Annotated in this window: 16 protein-coding genes; 5 read left to right on the plus strand and 11 right to left on the minus strand. The window is 62.6% G+C overall.

Translation table 11 applies throughout. The annotated features are described in order from the left end of the window. Positions 1-181: 181 nt before the first annotated feature. Positions 182-796 (plus strand): SOS response-associated peptidase, encoded by a 615-nt coding sequence (locus MY55_RS16160; protein WP_043573658.1) that lies wholly within the window; start codon positions 182-184, stop codon positions 794-796. Position 797: 1 nt separating this feature from the next. Continuing rightward, complete coding sequence (locus tag MY55_RS23705) at positions 798-1,202, plus strand: hypothetical protein (protein WP_146008305.1); 405 nt, start codon at positions 798-800, stop codon at positions 1,200-1,202. On the opposite strand, the gene MY55_RS16165 is transcribed toward MY55_RS23705, so the two are convergent. The 10 genes from MY55_RS16165 to MY55_RS16210 all read right to left on the minus strand — a co-directional run bounded on the left by MY55_RS16165 (position 1,163) and on the right by MY55_RS16210 (position 9,575). After that, positions 1,163-2,434, minus strand: a complete 1,272-nt coding sequence (locus MY55_RS16165; protein ID WP_065202703.1) for a Y-family DNA polymerase — start codon at positions 2,432-2,434, stop codon at positions 1,163-1,165. The genes MY55_RS23705 and MY55_RS16165 overlap by 40 nt on opposite strands. After that, positions 2,431-2,859: a LexA family protein gene (locus MY55_RS16170; protein WP_065202704.1), complete on the minus strand. Its 429-nt coding sequence runs from the start codon at positions 2,857-2,859 to the stop codon at positions 2,431-2,433. Before MY55_RS16170 ends, MY55_RS16165 begins: the two co-directional genes overlap by 4 nt. A 67-nt stretch (positions 2,860-2,926) precedes the next feature. Beyond that, complete coding sequence (locus MY55_RS16175) at positions 2,927-3,457, minus strand: phospholipase D family nuclease (RefSeq protein ID WP_081284716.1); 531 nt, start codon at positions 3,455-3,457, stop codon at positions 2,927-2,929. Then, positions 3,457-3,660, minus strand: coding sequence for a hypothetical protein (locus MY55_RS16180; protein WP_065202706.1), 204 nt, complete (start codon positions 3,658-3,660; stop codon positions 3,457-3,459). The genes MY55_RS16175 and MY55_RS16180 overlap by 1 nt, the downstream gene beginning before the upstream one ends. An 85-nt stretch (positions 3,661-3,745) precedes the next feature. Continuing rightward, complete coding sequence (locus MY55_RS16185) at positions 3,746-4,288, minus strand: hypothetical protein (protein WP_065202707.1); 543 nt, start codon at positions 4,286-4,288, stop codon at positions 3,746-3,748. Between the two features lie 80 nt (positions 4,289-4,368). Next, positions 4,369-4,614, minus strand: coding sequence for a hypothetical protein (locus MY55_RS16190; protein ID WP_065202708.1), 246 nt, complete (start codon positions 4,612-4,614; stop codon positions 4,369-4,371). Then, entirely contained in the window at positions 4,611-5,228 is a 618-nt protein-coding gene (locus MY55_RS16195) for a ParA family protein (RefSeq protein WP_065202709.1), read from the minus strand. Before MY55_RS16195 ends, MY55_RS16190 begins: the two co-directional genes overlap by 4 nt. 379 nt (positions 5,229-5,607) lie before the next feature. Next, a complete protein-coding gene (locus MY55_RS16200; protein WP_043573678.1) occupies positions 5,608-6,075 on the minus strand; it encodes a hypothetical protein in 468 nt (155 codons plus the stop codon). Beyond that, positions 6,072-7,865 carry a S8 family serine peptidase gene (locus tag MY55_RS16205; protein ID WP_043573681.1) on the minus strand — a complete coding sequence of 598 codons (1,794 nt, stop codon included), beginning with the start codon at positions 7,863-7,865 and terminating at the stop codon, positions 6,072-6,074. The genes MY55_RS16200 and MY55_RS16205 overlap by 4 nt, the downstream gene beginning before the upstream one ends. A 192-nt stretch (positions 7,866-8,057) precedes the next feature. Then, complete coding sequence (locus MY55_RS16210; protein WP_047236770.1) at positions 8,058-9,575, minus strand: hypothetical protein; 1,518 nt, start codon at positions 9,573-9,575, stop codon at positions 8,058-8,060. A 201-nt stretch (positions 9,576-9,776) separates the two neighbouring features. Between MY55_RS16210 and MY55_RS16215 the strand changes: the two genes are divergently transcribed. Continuing rightward, positions 9,777-11,903: a patatin-like phospholipase family protein gene (locus tag MY55_RS16215; RefSeq protein ID WP_167595304.1), complete on the plus strand. Its 2,127-nt coding sequence runs from the start codon at positions 9,777-9,779 to the stop codon at positions 11,901-11,903. 136 nt (positions 11,904-12,039) lie between these two features. Here the strand turns inward: MY55_RS16215 and MY55_RS16220 are convergent, their stop codons facing one another. Then, the gene (locus tag MY55_RS16220) at positions 12,040-14,088 is read right to left on the minus strand and encodes a TonB-dependent receptor (RefSeq protein WP_065202710.1); all 2,049 of its coding nucleotides are present in this window, start codon (positions 14,086-14,088) and stop codon (positions 12,040-12,042) included. Between the two features lie 261 nt (positions 14,089-14,349). Here MY55_RS16220 and fes point away from each other — a divergent pair, with 261 nt between their 5' ends. Both fes and MY55_RS16230 read left to right on the plus strand, forming a co-directional pair. Then, positions 14,350-15,651, plus strand: a complete 1,302-nt coding sequence (gene fes, locus MY55_RS16225; RefSeq protein ID WP_065202711.1) for an enterochelin esterase — start codon at positions 14,350-14,352, stop codon at positions 15,649-15,651. A 71-nt stretch (positions 15,652-15,722) separates the two neighbouring features. Beyond that, complete coding sequence (locus tag MY55_RS16230; protein ID WP_043573692.1) at positions 15,723-15,935, plus strand: MbtH family protein; 213 nt, start codon at positions 15,723-15,725, stop codon at positions 15,933-15,935. The last annotated feature ends 57 nt before the right edge of the window (positions 15,936-15,992 follow it).

Here is a 15,992-nt window from a genome sequence, read left to right on the forward strand (position 1 = left end):
ATTTCAGTTGTATAGGCAGTAACACTGCCAGTAGTCAAGACACCCCGGAAAAGCAGCCGTATACCAAAACCTTTCTTATATGGCAGTTATCATCAGAATAGTTGACAAAATAAAATTATGCTGCAGCGGCCATCTGTAGCCCCCCCTTTGCGAGTCCGAGTTAAGCGACTATGCTTTGCGCATGTGCGTAAATTTCATTCCACCCACGGCGCAGCAGATCCGCCAGCATTTTGGCTATGAGGTCGACGATGGCCTCTGGAAGCCTGAGTGCTGGCAGGACTATGCAGCGCCGATCATCACCCGTGACGGGCTGAAGCTGGCGACCTATGGCTTCGTGCCAAAGCGCCATCTGCCGCCTGGCGTTCGCTTCACAACCATGAACGCGCGCGCTGAGACCATCGGGGAGAAGCCGACTTACAAGGCAGCTTGGCGCAAGTGCCAGCTCTGCCTCGTGCCGATGCAAGCCTTCTTCGAACCCTGCTACGAGTCAGGAAAGGCAGTGCGGACGCGGATCGGACTGGCCGACGGCCAGCCCTTCGCCGTGGCGGGCATGTGGCGCGAGTGGCAAGAGCCAGAGGGGGCGGTTAGCTACGCTTTCACGCAAATAACCATCAACGCAGACGGTCACGAGGTGATGGGAAGGATGCACCGGCCTGGCGAAGAGAAGCGCTCATTGGTTATTGTGCCGACCGAACATTATGAGGCATGGTTGGAGTGTCCGAATCCTGATGTAGCTCGGAGCTTTCTGATACTTTCAGGTGCACATTTGTTGGAAAGCGCACCAATGACAAAATAAAGTGGCTAACGCAATTGCATTGACATTTATTGTTGATCGTGATATTGTTTCGGAATTCTTGCAGTGGTATTTGCTAGGGTTGGTGTCCGGTTCGAATCCTGGACATGGTGTTTGGTGCATTTTTACTGTGCTCTTGATTTTGACTGTTTTCTTGAACTGTGTTGATGTTTTTTTGTGTTCAGAAACAAGTAATTCGTCAAAGAAAGAGGGGTTCGGTATGAAAAAATGCAAAGCTTATTTTATTTATTTCGTTATTGGCTGTGTTCGTAGTTTGAGCGCAGTAAGCGCCAGCATCGTGGCTTCGGTAGCCACCACAGGGCAAGGCTTGGCTGGTTTTATCCAGCAGCCCTTGCAAATATCATTGGTCTATTTCACTTCCAGCAATTCATCAAGCCGCGTCGTATAGCGCGGCGACCTCACATCCTGCCTCATCTGCCAGCGCTGAGTCATGTTCTCAGACGCCAGTCGCACCGTGCCGCGGCCGAATTGTCGAGTGATGGCGTCCATTGTTCGCATCAGCAGCTCTCGGCGCGGATCTGGCGGCGCCGCAAACAGATCCGACTGCACCACGCCTCGCGGGCTGATCTCCATCAGCACGATTCCAGCTTTGTGGTAGAGGTAGCCTTTCTTGTAGATGGCCCGCAGGCCCGCCAGCGCCGCGCGCGTGATTTCGAGGGTGTCGTCAGACGCCTGGACCAGCGGCACCACGATATAGGGCCGGTACTGCGCCACATCGCTGAATGGGCTGGTGCGAATACCCACGCCGACCAGGCGCGCCGCCGAGCCCTGGGCGCGCAGCTTCTCGGCCGCCCGCGCCGCGTGGTGCGAGATGGACGCGATCAGGGTGTTCAGGTCGCGCACCTTCTTGGAAAACGACCGGCTGGCAATGATCTGCTGCTTGCTGGGTGTCACGTCTTCCAGCGCCAAGCAGCTGACGCCGTTCAGCTCCTGCACCGTTCGTTCGACCACCACCGAGAACGCGCGTTTGATGCGCCGCGGGTCGGCCTGTTTCAGGTGGAGCGCACTGTGAATCCCCATCGCCTGCAGCTGCTCGGTCAGCCGACGCCCGATCCCCCACACATCGCCCACCTCAATCTGCGCCATCATCTGGTCGGCCTCGGCCGGCGTCACGAAGTCCCATTCGAACACGCCGGCCCATTTCGGTTGCTTCTTTGCGATCCGGTTGGCCAACTTGGCCAAGGTCTTCGACGGTCCCATGCCGACGCATGTGGGGATGCCGACGCGGCGCAGCACCGCCTCGCGCATCCGGTGGCCATGGCTGTCCAGATCCGGCATGCCTGTCATGTCGAGGAAACACTCGTCGATGCTGTAAACCTCTTGCTCGGCAGCAAACTCCGACAGCACCCGCATCATGCGCCGGCTCATGTCGCCATACAGGGCGTAGTTGCTGGAAAACACCGCGACATCGTGCTGGCGGCACTGGTCGGCGATCTCAAAGAAGGGGCCGAACATCTTGATGCCCAGTGCCTTGGCTTCGGCGCTGGCCGCCACCACGCAGCCGTCGTTGTTGCTCAGCACCACTATGGGCTTGCCGATCAGGTCGGGCCGGAACACGCGCTCGCAACTGGCGTACATGCTGTTGCCGTCCACCAGCGCGAAAAGGGTTGGCGCGCTCATTGCCGGAACTTCTTCACTGCACCGGTCACTACGCCCCATACCAGCAGCTCTTGGCCGGAATGCAGGGTGATCGGCGCATAGGCGGGGTTCTCCGGCATCAGCGCACAGGAGCCGCCGCGGCTGTGTAGTCGCTTCACGGTGAATTCGCCATCGATCACGGCCACCACAATGTCGCCATGCGCCGGCGCGAGCCCCTTGTTCACGACGAGCAGATCGCCGTTGTCGATGCCGGCGCCGATCATGGAGTCACCGCGCACACGGACGATGAACGTCGCCGGAGGGTCGTCCACCAGGTACTCATGCAGGTTGATGTTGTCGTCGAGGTAGTCGTCGGCCGGCGATGGGAAGCCGGCGCGGACGGGGGCTAAGACCAACGGCAGAGGCTGGCCTCCAGGTATCGGCATCAAGTAGGGGATGGTGGCCATGGTGGTGAAATTTTGAATTCGTACAAATTCAAATTACACCACAGGTGAGGAAATATCAAAACGGATTTCAGTATGCTTTCGGCAAGGGTGTCGCCTCCTGCCACAGTCGCGTCCACTCAACTGCGTATTTGTCGGCTAGCGGCTTGACGTTGCGTAGCAGCAGCACGTTTTCGGCGTTCTTGCTGGCTGCGGCCGCGCTGTAGTTGAACGACCCCGTTTCCAGGTGCTGGCCATCGATCACCATGAACTTGTGGTGGAAGATGGAGTAATTGCCATTCAGGCGCACCGGCACCCCCTGATTCGCCAGGAACTGCGCAGCGCTGTAGCCCTTGCGGTTGCTCTTCTCGTCGGCGACGACTTGCACCTTCACGCCGCGCTTGTGTGCGCTCAGCAGCGACTCGGCGATCGGCTTGCTGGTAAATGAGTAGGCGGCGACCAGAATCGACGACTTTGCGCCGTCGATACCCTGCAGGACGAGCGCGAGGCTGCCGCCTTTGGGCGAGAACCCGACTTCGAAGTCGGCGCCGGCTGGTAGGGGTGCAGCAAAAGAGAACGGCGCTACAAGAGCGCCGGCGAAGAGTAGGGCGGAGAGTTTCATCAGTTGGGCCTGTGTAGTTGGTAGCCATGCTGTCGCCGGCGGCGGTCAATGTCCTTGAGCCGCGCCGTGCTGAATGGTTCCGTCGCCATGCCGCCGCGCCGGCTCCCGCGTCCGCCCCAGGCGCGCACGATCACCGGCCTGTCGAACAGGTCCAGCTGGATGGCGATAGCGTAGTAGCGGTCGGCGGAGAGGTAGAGGCGCATGGCTGATTGCTCCTTGATTTGCAATCAGCATGGCAATGATGCGTGAATTACGCAAATTTACAGAGAATGATGCGCGAATTGTGTGTCAATTGGGCGACGGCGCAGCGGCGAGCATGCGCCCCCACACCTCGCGCTTCGCCCATTCCTCATGGATGTTTATTTCTCCAGCGCCAGACCAGTAGGACTTGCGGATCATTTCCTCGGTCGGTTTGATCGGGACAAGCCTCCATCCATCCGGCACAGCCTGAACCTGTAAGGATTCCTTACCAATTGCCTTTTCATTAGGCAGATTGGCATCGGCCTCAAGCCAGTAGGTCTTCGCCCAAAGCTCACTGCCGATGGGATATTCCTCGCCAGCGATGCCGCGCATGATTAAATCGTCAGGGCGGAGCGGAGTGATTCCTTCTCGCGTGCCGACATGCTTTTCACCCTCCCGCTGCTTGCGCACATGAACAACCACTGGGCGCTTCACGCAGGCGCGCCACTCCAGGCCCAAACGGGAAGCGGCTGCGCTTTCCGCAGCGGCAGCGGCCGCCAGCGTGGCCTGGCACAGCCGACGCATGGCCACCCAGTCGCTGTCGGTTAACGACCAGCCCATGCTGTCTATGATTGCGTCGATGTCGATCATTGGTTTCTCCGTTTCGGTGAGCAATTGCTCATCTGAGAAAATGGGTAAATGAGCAGATGAGCAAAGGGGCATGTGAGCATTTACCCCTCGTTGTAACGGCGCAGCGGCGGCAGGCCGCGCTCGGCAAGCACGCGGTTGAAGCCTTCCACGCCCAGGTCCTGCAGGCTCGACGGCCGTTCCGCCTTGGCGAGGTCGGAAAGCCGGCGGTGGTCGTCGGGGTGGACCTTTACCTTGATGGACACAAAGTCCGGCAGAGGCTTCTCTTCCTTGGTCGGTGCTTCCGCCTCGCCGCCGTCCAGGAATGCTTTCAGGCTGGTCTTGCTCATTGCAGCTTCTCCTTGACCCATTGCCACAGGGCCCGGATCTCGGCCGCCGCCTTGCCGCGCGGGTCAAACTCCGTCACCGACTGGCCGGTGGCGATGGCGCGTGAAAATGCGATGCGCTCGCCGATCTCCACCGGCGCCACCTCGCCGAAGTCGGCCAGCGCCTGGCGCGCGTCGGCGACCTCCGGCACCCGAGAAGGGCAGGCGGACAGCACGAACAGCGGCTCCTTGCCCGCGGCGGTGACGATCTTCACTGCGTTGCCGACCGCGGCCAGGTCGAATGCTGTCGGCCGAACGGGGATCAGGATGAGGTCGGCGACCCGCGCAATGGCAGCTGAATCGGGAGAGGAGTGTGGCGGCCCGTCGATGATGGCCAGGCCGAATCCCTTGGCGCTGCCGGCCTTGAGCGCGGCTTGCAGCTGCGAGGGCGGCGTTTGGAGAACGACCGGGGATTCGGCAGAGCGGCTGCCGGCCCAGCGCGAGCTGGATGCCTGAGCGTCGTCTCGGTCGAAGATGATTACGGAGGTGGAGTCCTCTTCGGCGGCGACGCCAAGGTGGACAGCAAGGGTGGACTTACCCGAGCCGCCTTTTTGCGAGAATGTGGCGATGGTTTTCATGTTTCCTCTGGGCATGAAAAAACCCGCCGGCGGCGGGTTTGTGGTGGCGGGAAGCTGGGCGGTACAAATCGCCCAAATTTCGCCCAAATTTTGAAAAGTTGCCCTGTAAGCCAATACTGGCTTGTTTGGGGTGCGGGTTCGATTCCCGCCGCCTCCACCACATTCAAAACCCAACCGTTCGCGGTTGGGTTTTTCTATTGTCCGCGTCTATTGCCGCTGTGCCGCGGCAGGGAAAATTCCTATACACACAAAATGCGAATTGGAATGGATATATTGTGTGTATTCAATTGTTTGGCGATCGACTCGCTGCAGGGCTTTGAAAGCGCTTCGCGCGGGGCAGAAGAAAACCGGGCGCACGCGCCCGGTTGGTCGGCATGACTTATTGCGGCAGGTTGTCGTTGCTGGCCAGCTCCAGCTGCGCCTTTTTCACCCGCTTGTCGGCGGCCAGCCTTTGCTGCAGGCCCAAGAGTTCGGTCTGGGCCGGCGCTTCGTATACCACCACGCTTTGGGTGCGGAAGCGCACGCTCAGGCCGTGGTCGCGGGCGACGGCGGCTTCATCCTGGGCAGAGGCCAGTTGCACCAGCACCGTGCCGCTGACGGTGGCGGGCAGCGCCTGCTTGGGCGACTGGACCACGTCGCCGCGGTTCAAGGCCGGAGCGCCGCTGGCGCGAAAACTGGCGCCGCTGGCCGATTTGGCCGCTGCCTTGGCTTGGCTTGCTTGCTTGTAATAGGTTTTGCCGTTGATGGTGACGGCCTGTCCCGCCGGCTTGGGCAGGAAGGGCAGGTCGGCCGCCAGCGCGCCGCCGGCCAGCGCCAGCAGCGAGAGGGTCAGGATGGTTTTTTTCATGTTGCGCTCCTGTGGCCGAAGAAGCGGATCGACCACGATTTCAGTTTGCCCGCCGCATTGGGCAGGGTGTAAGTGGTGTTCTTGGCGCCGACGCGGTGGATGAACTGGTAGTCGCCGCCGTTGGTGTCTATCACGCGGATGCGCCATTGGCCCTTGGCCGATTCGCCGTAGAAATGGTTGGACAGCAGGCGCTGCTGATTGAGACCGTAGTCTTCCGCCACCAGCGCGGTGCGCGGCGATAGCAGCACCGAGCGGGTGCCGGCCGGCGAAATCAGCTCCACCGCCAGGTCGCTGGCGCGGCTGTGCTCGGCATCCACCAGGATTTGCACCGCCTCCACCGTGAGATTGTCCGGCTGGGTGTAGACGCTTTCCACGCCTTTTTCGTCGGCGTCGGGAATGGATGCCTGCGCGCTGATGGTCTGCCAGCGGGTTTTTTCCAGCGGCGGCAGCGGGCGGTTATAGAACAGCGCTTTTTCCACCGCTTTGTCGACGTTGATCAGGCCGAAGCCGTAAAACTGGTGGAAGGGCAGGCCAGCGGCGTTTTTCTGCCAACCGGGAATCGCCTGGTAGCGGTGGCTGCCGCCGCCGGCGTCCTGGAAGGCCAGCGCGACGCCGGGGTTGGCCGCATCCACCTGGCGGGCGGTGGTGATCAGGATGTGGCGCACGTCGCGGGCGTTGAGGGCCGGATTGGCCGACATCACCAGCGCGAAGGCGCCGGAGGTGGCCGGGGCCGCCGACGAGGTGCCGTTCATCACGCCGTTGTAGTCGCAGTTGGGGTCCAGCGCGTTGCCGCCGTGCAGCGCGTTGTCGCTGCTGCCGGCGATATTCCAGCCGCGCTGGCAACCGGTCAGGTCGGTGGTGATCATGGCTGGCGAGTCGGTGCCGTATTCGCCGCCGGGCGCGGTCAGCAGCACGTTGGCGCCCACCGACGAGTACGAGGAGCGCACGCCGTCGGCGTTCAGCGCCGATACCACCACGTTCCAGTAGTTGCTGTTGTCGGTGGTGAGGTTGGCGTCCTGCACCGGCAGGCCTTCATTGCCCTTGTAGCCTATCAGGTAGCCGTTGCCGGCCCGGAAGTAGCTGTAGGCGTTGCCGGCCGATTTGACGAAGGTCGCGCCGCGGCCCCAGTGGCTGTTGCGGCTGACGTCTTCGTAGGTTTCCTCCTCGGTTTTCAGTTCGATGTCCTGGTCGGGATTGCCCGGGGTGGAGCGGACGGCGGAGGAGCCGTAGCTCTGGTTGAACACGCGTGAATCGGTGAAGGCCTCCAGTGGCCGTCCGCCCGGTTGTTTGCCGTGCGACAGCAGCCAGCCGTCCAGCGTTTGCGCCAGCAACCAGTTGAAGCCTTTCAGGCTGGCGGACGGCGCCACGCCGCGTCCGCCTATGCCGTTGAATCCCACCGCCGCCGCTATGCCGGCCACCGAGGTGCCATGGGCGTTGTCGGGCGAGTCGGGAGTGGGGTCGTTGCTGCCGTTCACCAGGTTTTTGGAGCCCGGCACGATGTTGGCGGCCAGGTCCGGGTGGCGGATTTCCAGGCCGTCGTCGATGACGGCGATGGTGGTGCCGACTCCGCGGATGCCGCGCAAGTGAGTGAAGGCCAGATTGAGATCGACGCCCTTGACGCCGCCGCGTTTGGAAAACGCGTTTTGGCCGGTATTCTGCAAGTGCCATTGTTGCGCGGCTAGCGGGTCGCCCGGCTGCAACGGAGTGTTGCGCGGTTGTTCGGCGGCGGCATGGCTGGACAGCGATGCGAGCGCCAGCAGAACCGCGCTGCTTGAGATGCGATGGTGCATGGTTTTATCCTCTGATTTCCTTTGTTTTGTTCGGCGTAGCCGAATCAAGATATTATTTGCAAATTTTTATTGCGCAAATACCCTTTTGTCATAATGTTTGCGCGATGGAGAATTTGCAGGATGGCAGAGGACGCTCGGAGGAGGAGGGCGGGCGGGGAAGGGCGCCGGCTCCATCGCGGAGCCGGCCGGGGGTCAATCTATCTTGGACAGAGTATCGAAGTTGCTGTGGCAGCAATCCTCGAATTCCTGCTGCGGGTCTTTCAGTTTGATCTGGTACGATTTTCCCTGCGCGGTGAGGACCAGTTCCTTGTCGGCCGAGGTCAGGGCTCGGGGCATCAGGAACCAGCGCTGTCCTTTGCGGGAATTGGGCTGGGTGATGTAGATGGCGGTGAAGGGCGGGATATCCTGGCGCGAGGGGTCCTGCAGCGAGACGCCTACCGGCGTCTGGCCCAGGATTTCTATCCCGACCTTGGTGCCGTTGTTCTGGCGCAGGATGCGGCGGATCACGCCCAGCAGCAGCGGGTGGCTCTCTGTTTTCACCAGGATCAGCCGGCCTATGGCCAGCTGGTCTATGGTTTTGCCGATGAAAGTCAGCCCCATGCCGGTGCTGCTGATATCATTGATCCGCCATTCGTCCACCCGCTCGGGGTCCAGCGATCCGACATCCTGCACCTTGATCTGGAACGCCACCCGGTCGAAGCCGATGGACACTTGCGCATTGGAGGTGTGCAGCGAGCGTTCCGACTTGCGCAGCGACTTGCCGCCGTCGTTGGACCAGCGTATCGCCAGCTTTTCGCACAGGTCGGCCCACTCCTCGCGTTCCAGCTCGCAGCCCAGCGTGGCGAGGGACGAAGGTATGCGGCTGTCCAGGTCGAACATCAGGTCGGCCAGGCGGCTGGTGATTTCATAGGCTGACCAGTAGCGGTGCCACTTGCCGGCCATGCCGCGCAGCATCGGCTGCGGCGGCTCGGGGATGGACAGGTTGTAGACGAAGATCGGGCCTTCCGGCGGCGCCTGCTTGTCCAGCGGGATGTGCTGGCTCAGCAGCATCAGCAGCTGGTCCACCGCGATGATTTCCTTGTGCAGCATGTTCTCGGTCTGCGCCAGGTGCAGCATGCCGATCTGGATCAGCAGGTGCTCGCAGCTGATTTCCTGGCGCGCGTCCGGGTATAGCAGCATCGCGGTGCGGGAAAATCCCGCCTCTTCGGCGTAGGTGTAAAAGCGGAAGCCCTGTTGCCAGGCGGTGCCTTCCGGCTTCAGGTAGCGCAGCGCGTTCCAGGCGATCAGCCGCATCTGGTGATGCAAGCCGCGGATGGTGACCAGCTGCAGGTCGGGCTCGGCCGCCGGGCTGGCGGCGTTCTTGCTCAAGCGCAGGCAGATCTGGTAGGCGCTGGACAGTTCGTGCCAGTAAGCCAGGATGGTGGGAAGATAGCCCTTGCTGCCGCTTTTCGACTGCAGATAGTCCTGGCATAACTGGCGATGGATGCCTGCGGCCTTGTCGTCGACATAGAGCAGGGTTTTCACCCTCTCTTTCAGCGACATGTCGGTGTCGGCGTTGATTTTGGAAACTGCCTTGATGATTTCCACCAGGGCGGTAAAGTATTCGGCCTGCGGCAGGTCGCGCACCAGAAGGGTGGCCGACTGCGCCACGCCAGATGCCGGCGTGTTTTTGCTGAGGAGCGAGCTGACTAGGGATTTGAAGTCAAACATTGAGCCAACTTTTAATGGGTTTATGTTCTCGTTTATATGTCACTATATCTTACGTCACGCGTTGATGATGGTGAAACCATAATCTCAAAATTATCAGACATGCCAATTCGCAAGCTATTTACATTTCGTCTGTTTATTCCGGTATTGTCCTTTTCAGTCCTTTTTAATGCGCCGCCGGCATATGCCGCCGACGAATCGCAAGTGCCTGAGGGCGTTGGCGTTGTGCTGGGCGGCGGCGGCGCGCGCGGCTTCGCCCACCTGGGCGTTCTCAAGGAATTGGAGCGCCTGCGCATTCCGATCGCCTGCATTTCGGGCACCAGCGCGGGGGCGCTGATTGGTGGCATTTACGCCAACGGCCTGCCGCTGGATGAGATCGAACGCGAATTCAATGCCGCCGATTGGGACCAGATGCTGTCCGGCAAGCCGGCGCGGGCGGATATTCCGTATGACCGCAAGCGCAATGATTACAAAAACTATCTCGATGTCAGCTTCGGCCTGAAGGACGGCGCGCTGCGGGTGCCGCGCAGCGCCATCAACTCGCAAGGCATCGAGCTTTACATCCACAAGCTGACCCGCGACCGCGACATCGACGATTTCGACAAGCTGCCCATTCCGTTCCGGGCGATCGCCGCCGATTTGAGCACCGGCGACGCGGTGGTGTTCAAGCAGGGCTCGTTGACGCGCGCGCTGCGCGCCAGCATGGCGGTGCCGGGGGTGTTCGATCTGGTGGAGGACGAGGGGCGGCTGCTGGTGGACGGCGCCATCGCCCGCAATGTGCCGGTGGAGGATGTGAAGGGACGCTGCGCCAAGCAGGCCATCGTGGTGGATGTCGGCACGCCGCTGATGAAGCCGGATGAAATCCAGACCCTGTTCGACGTGGTGGCGCAAAGCTCCAATCTGGCGGTGCTGCGCAATGTCCAGGAGCAGATGAAGCTGCTGGACAAGAAAGACATCGTGATCCGGCCGGACCTGACCGGCTATGCCGCCACTTCCTTCGGCGATCACCAGGCCATCGTGCGGCGCGGCGAGGAGGCGGCGCGCAAGATGGCCAAGCAGCTGTCGGCTTACTCGGTGTCGGAGGAGGCCTACGCCGCCTGGAAGCGCAAGCTGCAGCGGCCGCGCTATCCGGTGCTGGACGAAGTGAAGGTGGAGGGGACGGACGGCACCTTCACCAAGCTTTCCACGCTGCGCGAATCGCTGGCCTTTCCGGGGCCTGTGCCGGTGGGAACGGCGCGCAACCGCTTGGCTGAAATCTTCACCGGCGGCGAATACGACAAGCTGGGCTACCGCGTCGACAATGTGTCCGGCCGCAGCGTGATGACGGTGATGCCGGTGGAGCGCAGCATAGGGCAAAACTATCTGCATTTCGGGCTGAACCTGCGCAGCGATACCCCGGGCGACAACAGCTTCACGCTGCGCGCCGCCCATGAATGGACGGCCTTGAACGACGCCGGCGCGTCCTGGCGCAACGACTTGGCGATAGGCTACGACAAGTCGATCACCACCGAGCTGTACCAGCCACTGTGGAACGGCAGCCCGTTCTTCGTCGCCGGCTCGCTGGGTTATGAGCAAAAGCCGTTCCGCGTGTTCAATGACAACCATACGGTGCTGGCCACCTTGAAGAACGATGTGCTGAGCGGCCAGGTGAATGTCGGCCTGGCTCTGGGCAAGTACGGCGAATGGCGGGTGGGCCTGTACCGGCAGGACAACGATTACTCGCTGGAGCAGGGCGACCCCAGCGAATTCAACGGCAACGATCGTTTCCGCAACACCGGGGTGCAAAGCAGCCTGGTGGTGGACCAATTCGACAATCCGCGCTGGCCGAGGGCCGGTTATTACTTCAGCGGCAAGGTCGGCGCCGGTTTGCCGGGGCTGGGCAGCGAGGTCAACCAGAAATTCTATGACCTGATCGGCGAGACGGCCCACACCTATGGCGACGTCACCGCGCGCTTCACCGCCAAGGCCAGGGGTTATGTGGATATCCGCAATGGCGACATTCCGCAGACGCTGGGCGGTTTCCTCAATCTGACCGGTTACCAGAACGGCGAGTTGCTGGCCGATCAGGTGGCGTTGGCGCGGCTGATGGTGTATTGGCGCGCCGCGTCGCTGCCGGCGGTGCTGGGCTCCGGCGTATACGCCGGGGTGTCGCTGGAGGCCGGCCGGCTGTGGGGGCAGAACTATTCCGACCTCCAAACCGCCCGCGGCTGGATTCCCGCCGGTTCGCTTTTCCTGGGAGCCGACACCATTCTGGGGCCGTTCTTCGTCGGCGTCGGCACGGCGCGCGGCGGCCAGTTGACCGGTTACATCTACCTGGGCGTCGATTACTGATCTTGATCCAAAAGAACGCCCGGCGATGAGCGGTCATCGCCGGGCGTTGTCGTTTGCGGCGCCGGCAGCGCATCCGGGCAATGAAAACCGCCCGCGGGCGAGGCCTGCGGGCGGTTTGACGTGCCGCGGGATCGGCTTAGAAGAAGCGGTAGTCCACCGTCACGCCAACCGTGCGCGGCGCGCCGACCACGCCCAGGTTGTTGCCGCGGGATGCGATCTGGGCATACAGCACGCCGCGGTTGGTCAGGTTGTTGACGTAGGCGCGCACGCCCCAGCGGGCATCCTCGTAACCGGTGTTCAGGTTGACCACTGTGTAGTCGCCGGCCTTCAGACTGGGGTCGTTGGTGATCTCCGAGTAATAGGAGCCGACGCGGTTCAGGCTGCCGCCCACGTAGAAATTGCGCGGCAGGCGCTGCTTGAAGCCCAGGTTGACGGTCATGTGCGGCGCGTAGTTGAACTGGTTGCCCATGATGCCGGGGTTGGCGGCATCGGTGCCGGTCACCTTGGTGTTGAGCAGGCCGAGACCGGCGTTGACGGTCAGCGTCGGCGTCACCCTGGCCTTGGTTTCCAATTCCAGGCCGTAGCTCTGGCCTTCCGGAATGTTGGTGAAGCGCGAAGCCAGGATGGCCTGGTAGCCGGTGTACTGGTTGAAGAAGGCGTTGGCGTTGAGGCTGACGCGGTTATCCAGGAAAGCGGAGCGGCTGCTCAACTCATAGGCGGTGACTTCTTCCTTGTTGTAGGTGTAGTAGACGTAATTGTTGTCCAGGCCGGAGCCGCCGGCGTTGTAGCCCTTGCGCGCGGTGAGGCCCAGCGTGGTGTCCGGACTGTAGCGGTAGCTCAGGCCGGCCTTGGGCAGGAACAAGGTTTCGCCCACGTTGTAGCTGGCCTGGTTTTGCGCGGCGGTATCCGGATTGAACAGGGTGTGGCGGCGCTGCATTTCGCGCTCGACGCGGCCGCCCAGATTCAGGCTCCACTTATCGCTGAGCGCCAAGGTGGCCTCCCCATAAAGCGCTTCGGTCTTGAGGCGGTCCTTGGCCAGCAGATTGGGGAACTGGAAGGTGCGCAGGCTTTGGTCGCGGTCGTAGTGGTATACGCCCATCATCCCGCTCAGCCAGCCGTTTTGCGGCGCATAGGCGAGTCGGGCTTCGACGGTGTCGCTTTTCTCATCCAGGCGCATGTTCAGCGGCGGGGTGTCGGTGTCCTTGAACGCGCTGACGTTGTCGGCGTGCCCGACCAGCAGGTGGGCGCTCCAGGCGTCGTTGAACTGGTATTGCAGGTCGGTGCTGATGGTGTTGTTGGACGAGTCCTGATAGCGGGCCTGGGTGGACAGGCGATGGTACTGGTAGTCGAAGTAATTGCCGTCGACGTAGTTCAGGTAGTCGCCCTTGTCCTTGCGATGCGATACCGTCAGCTTGGCGCTGAAGCCGGGCAGGGCGCTGGGTTTCCACAGCAGCTTGCCGCGGTAGCTGCTGTGATTGATGTCCGAGCCGTCCCAGGGCATCTGGCCCGGATAGTCGATGTAGCTGTGGCCGTTCAGGCCCTCGGCGGTGACGCGGAAGGCCAGCTCGTCGGTGATCGGGCCGGAGACCATGCCGGCCAGCGTCGCCCGGCCGCCTTTGTCTTCGTAGCCGGCGCGCAATGCGCCTTCCCAATCGGAAGCCGGGTCCTTGGTGTTGACCACGATGGAGCCGGCCATGGTGTTGCGGCCCTGGGTGGTGGACTGCGGGCCGCGCAGCACTTCGATCTGTTCCACATCCCACGGGCTGGCGTCGACGTAGCGCTGGCCGGTCCAGCTTTCCGCCATGCCGTCCACCGTGGTGCTCACCCGCGGGCGAGAGCCGGAAACCAGCGTGTTGTAGCCGGTGCCGGGGCCGGTGCCTTCCACGCCGCGGATGTTGACGATGCCGGCGCCGTTTAGGCTGGCGTTGGGCGTGGCGGCCGCCGCGTCATAAACCGATTTGACTTCGCCCTTGTCGGCGTCGCGCAGCACTGTCACCGCGGTGGTGGTGTCCTGCAGCGAGCGATTGATCTTCTCGCCGGTGACGGTGACCGCGGGCAGAGTGGTGGAATTGTCCTGCAGGTCGGGCGCGCCGGCCGCCAGGGCGGCGGTGCTTCCCAGGCAGGCCAGCGCCAGAATGGTGGCCTGCGATAGTGCCTTGCGTTGGCGGTGCGGAGTGTTTTTCATCTTGCTTGCGTTCCTCATTGTTGTCGTTGCCAGAGCGTCCGGGTGTTCTGCGTCGTCTGGCTGGCGAGGAATCGTTGGCTATTGCGGCGTCTGAACAAGTCGGGATGATGCTGGCCCGGGACGGAGCATTGCAGCTCGTCGATGCGAATGATAATATTTATCATTAATAATATGCAAACGGTAATGGCGCGCCGGGAGAAATGCGCGATCCGACTGCCGGAGTGGATTGAAATCATGGGTGGAAATGTGAAATGGAATCAAATGGCTGCCGAGAGTGCGGCCTGGCTGCAACACCCGGACGCGGGCCTGCCATCCTGGTGGGAACGTCTGGCTGTCATCGGCGCGCCGCTGCGCGAGCGGTTGCCGGACGGGCGCGTCTGCGTGACTTTCCTGTGGCGCGATCCGGCCGGCGGCCCGGCCGCGTCGGCGACGGTGCGGGTGTACGCCGATGTCAATTCCGTCACCGACCACCATAGCCCGCAGCCGCAGTCGCTGTCCCGCCTGGGCGATACCGATGTCTGGTGGTGGCAGGCGGTGTTGCCGGCGGATTGGCGCGGCAGCTATGCCTATATCCCGGTAGCGGCCGGACAGACGCCGCCGGTTCCCAGCGACGATGTCCGTGAAAGCCGGCTGCGCCACCGCGAATGGTGGCTAAGCATCATGAGCCAGGCCATCGCGGATCCGCTCAACCCCGCCGCCGGCTACCGCAGCAGCTGGGGCGCCAGCTTGTCGCCGCTGCATCTGCCCGACGCGCCGGACCAGTCCGCCTGGACCGCCTGGGACAAAACCGGGCAGGGGGCCGATCCGCACCGCCTGACGGAGATCCGCTGGGACAGCGCCATGCTCGGCAAGGCGCGCCGGGTCTGGATCTACCACACAGGCGCGGTTTCTGTTGGAGAATGGGCCGGGAGGCCGCTGGCGATCCTGCTGGACGGCCAGCATTGGGCGCAGCGCCTGCCGGTGTTCGCCGCGCTGGACGAGGATACCCGCCGCGGCCGTTTGCCGCCCGCGGTGTATTTGCTGATCGACAGCATCGACGGCAAGCACCGCGAGGAAGACCTGCCCTGCAACGCCGCATTCTGGCTGGCGCTGCAAGCGGAGCTGCTGCCGCAGGCGGCCTTGATCGCGCCGTTCAGCGACCGCGCAGACCGCACCGTGGTGGCCGGCCAGAGTTATGGCGGCCTGGCGGCGATGTTCGCCGGCCTCAACTGGCCGGACCGTTTCGGCTGCGTGCTCAGCCAGTCCGGTTCGTTCTGGTGGCCGCATGTCGAGCTGCATGAAAAGGCGCGCGCGGCGAGCGGCCGCCTGCCGGGCAGCAAGGGCTGGCTGGCCGAGCAGCTGGAAGCTGGCGAGACGCCGCCCGGACGGCTGCGCGTGTTCCAGGAGGTGGGCCGCCGCGAGGAGGTGATGGTGGACGTCAACGATAGCCACCGCGCGGCGCTGGAGCGCGCCGGGCATGACGTGCATTACCAAGTGTTCGAAGGCGGGCACGACTGGCTGTGCTGGCGCGGCGGTTTGTTGCAGGGGCTGGGCTGTCTGTGGCGGCCCTGGGTCGCCCCGTAAAACAAACCAGAATCGTCCAAAGGCGGGCCAAGCCCGCCTGCAGGCCGGCTCGCCTTGCTGGAGTGTTCGCCATGAGCGCGGAGCAAACCAACCCTTTCGATGACGAAAGCCTTTCCTTTCTTGTCCTGGTAAATCCCCAGGACCAGCACAGCCTGTGGCCGTCGCAACTCGCGTCGCCCGCGGGCTGGCGCGCCGTATTCGGCCCGGCCGGCCGCGGCGCGTGCGTTTCCTATCTCGACGCCAACTGGACCGACATCCGTCCGCGATCGCTGCGCAGCGGTTAAGGCCGCCGTTTCCTCATCTTCGCATCGTCCCGCCCATGCCGCAGGCCTGGGCGCGGC

This window comes from Chromobacterium subtsugae (genome assembly GCF_001676875.1).
In the GTDB taxonomy this organism is placed as follows: domain Bacteria; phylum Pseudomonadota; class Gammaproteobacteria; order Burkholderiales; family Chromobacteriaceae; genus Chromobacterium; species Chromobacterium subtsugae.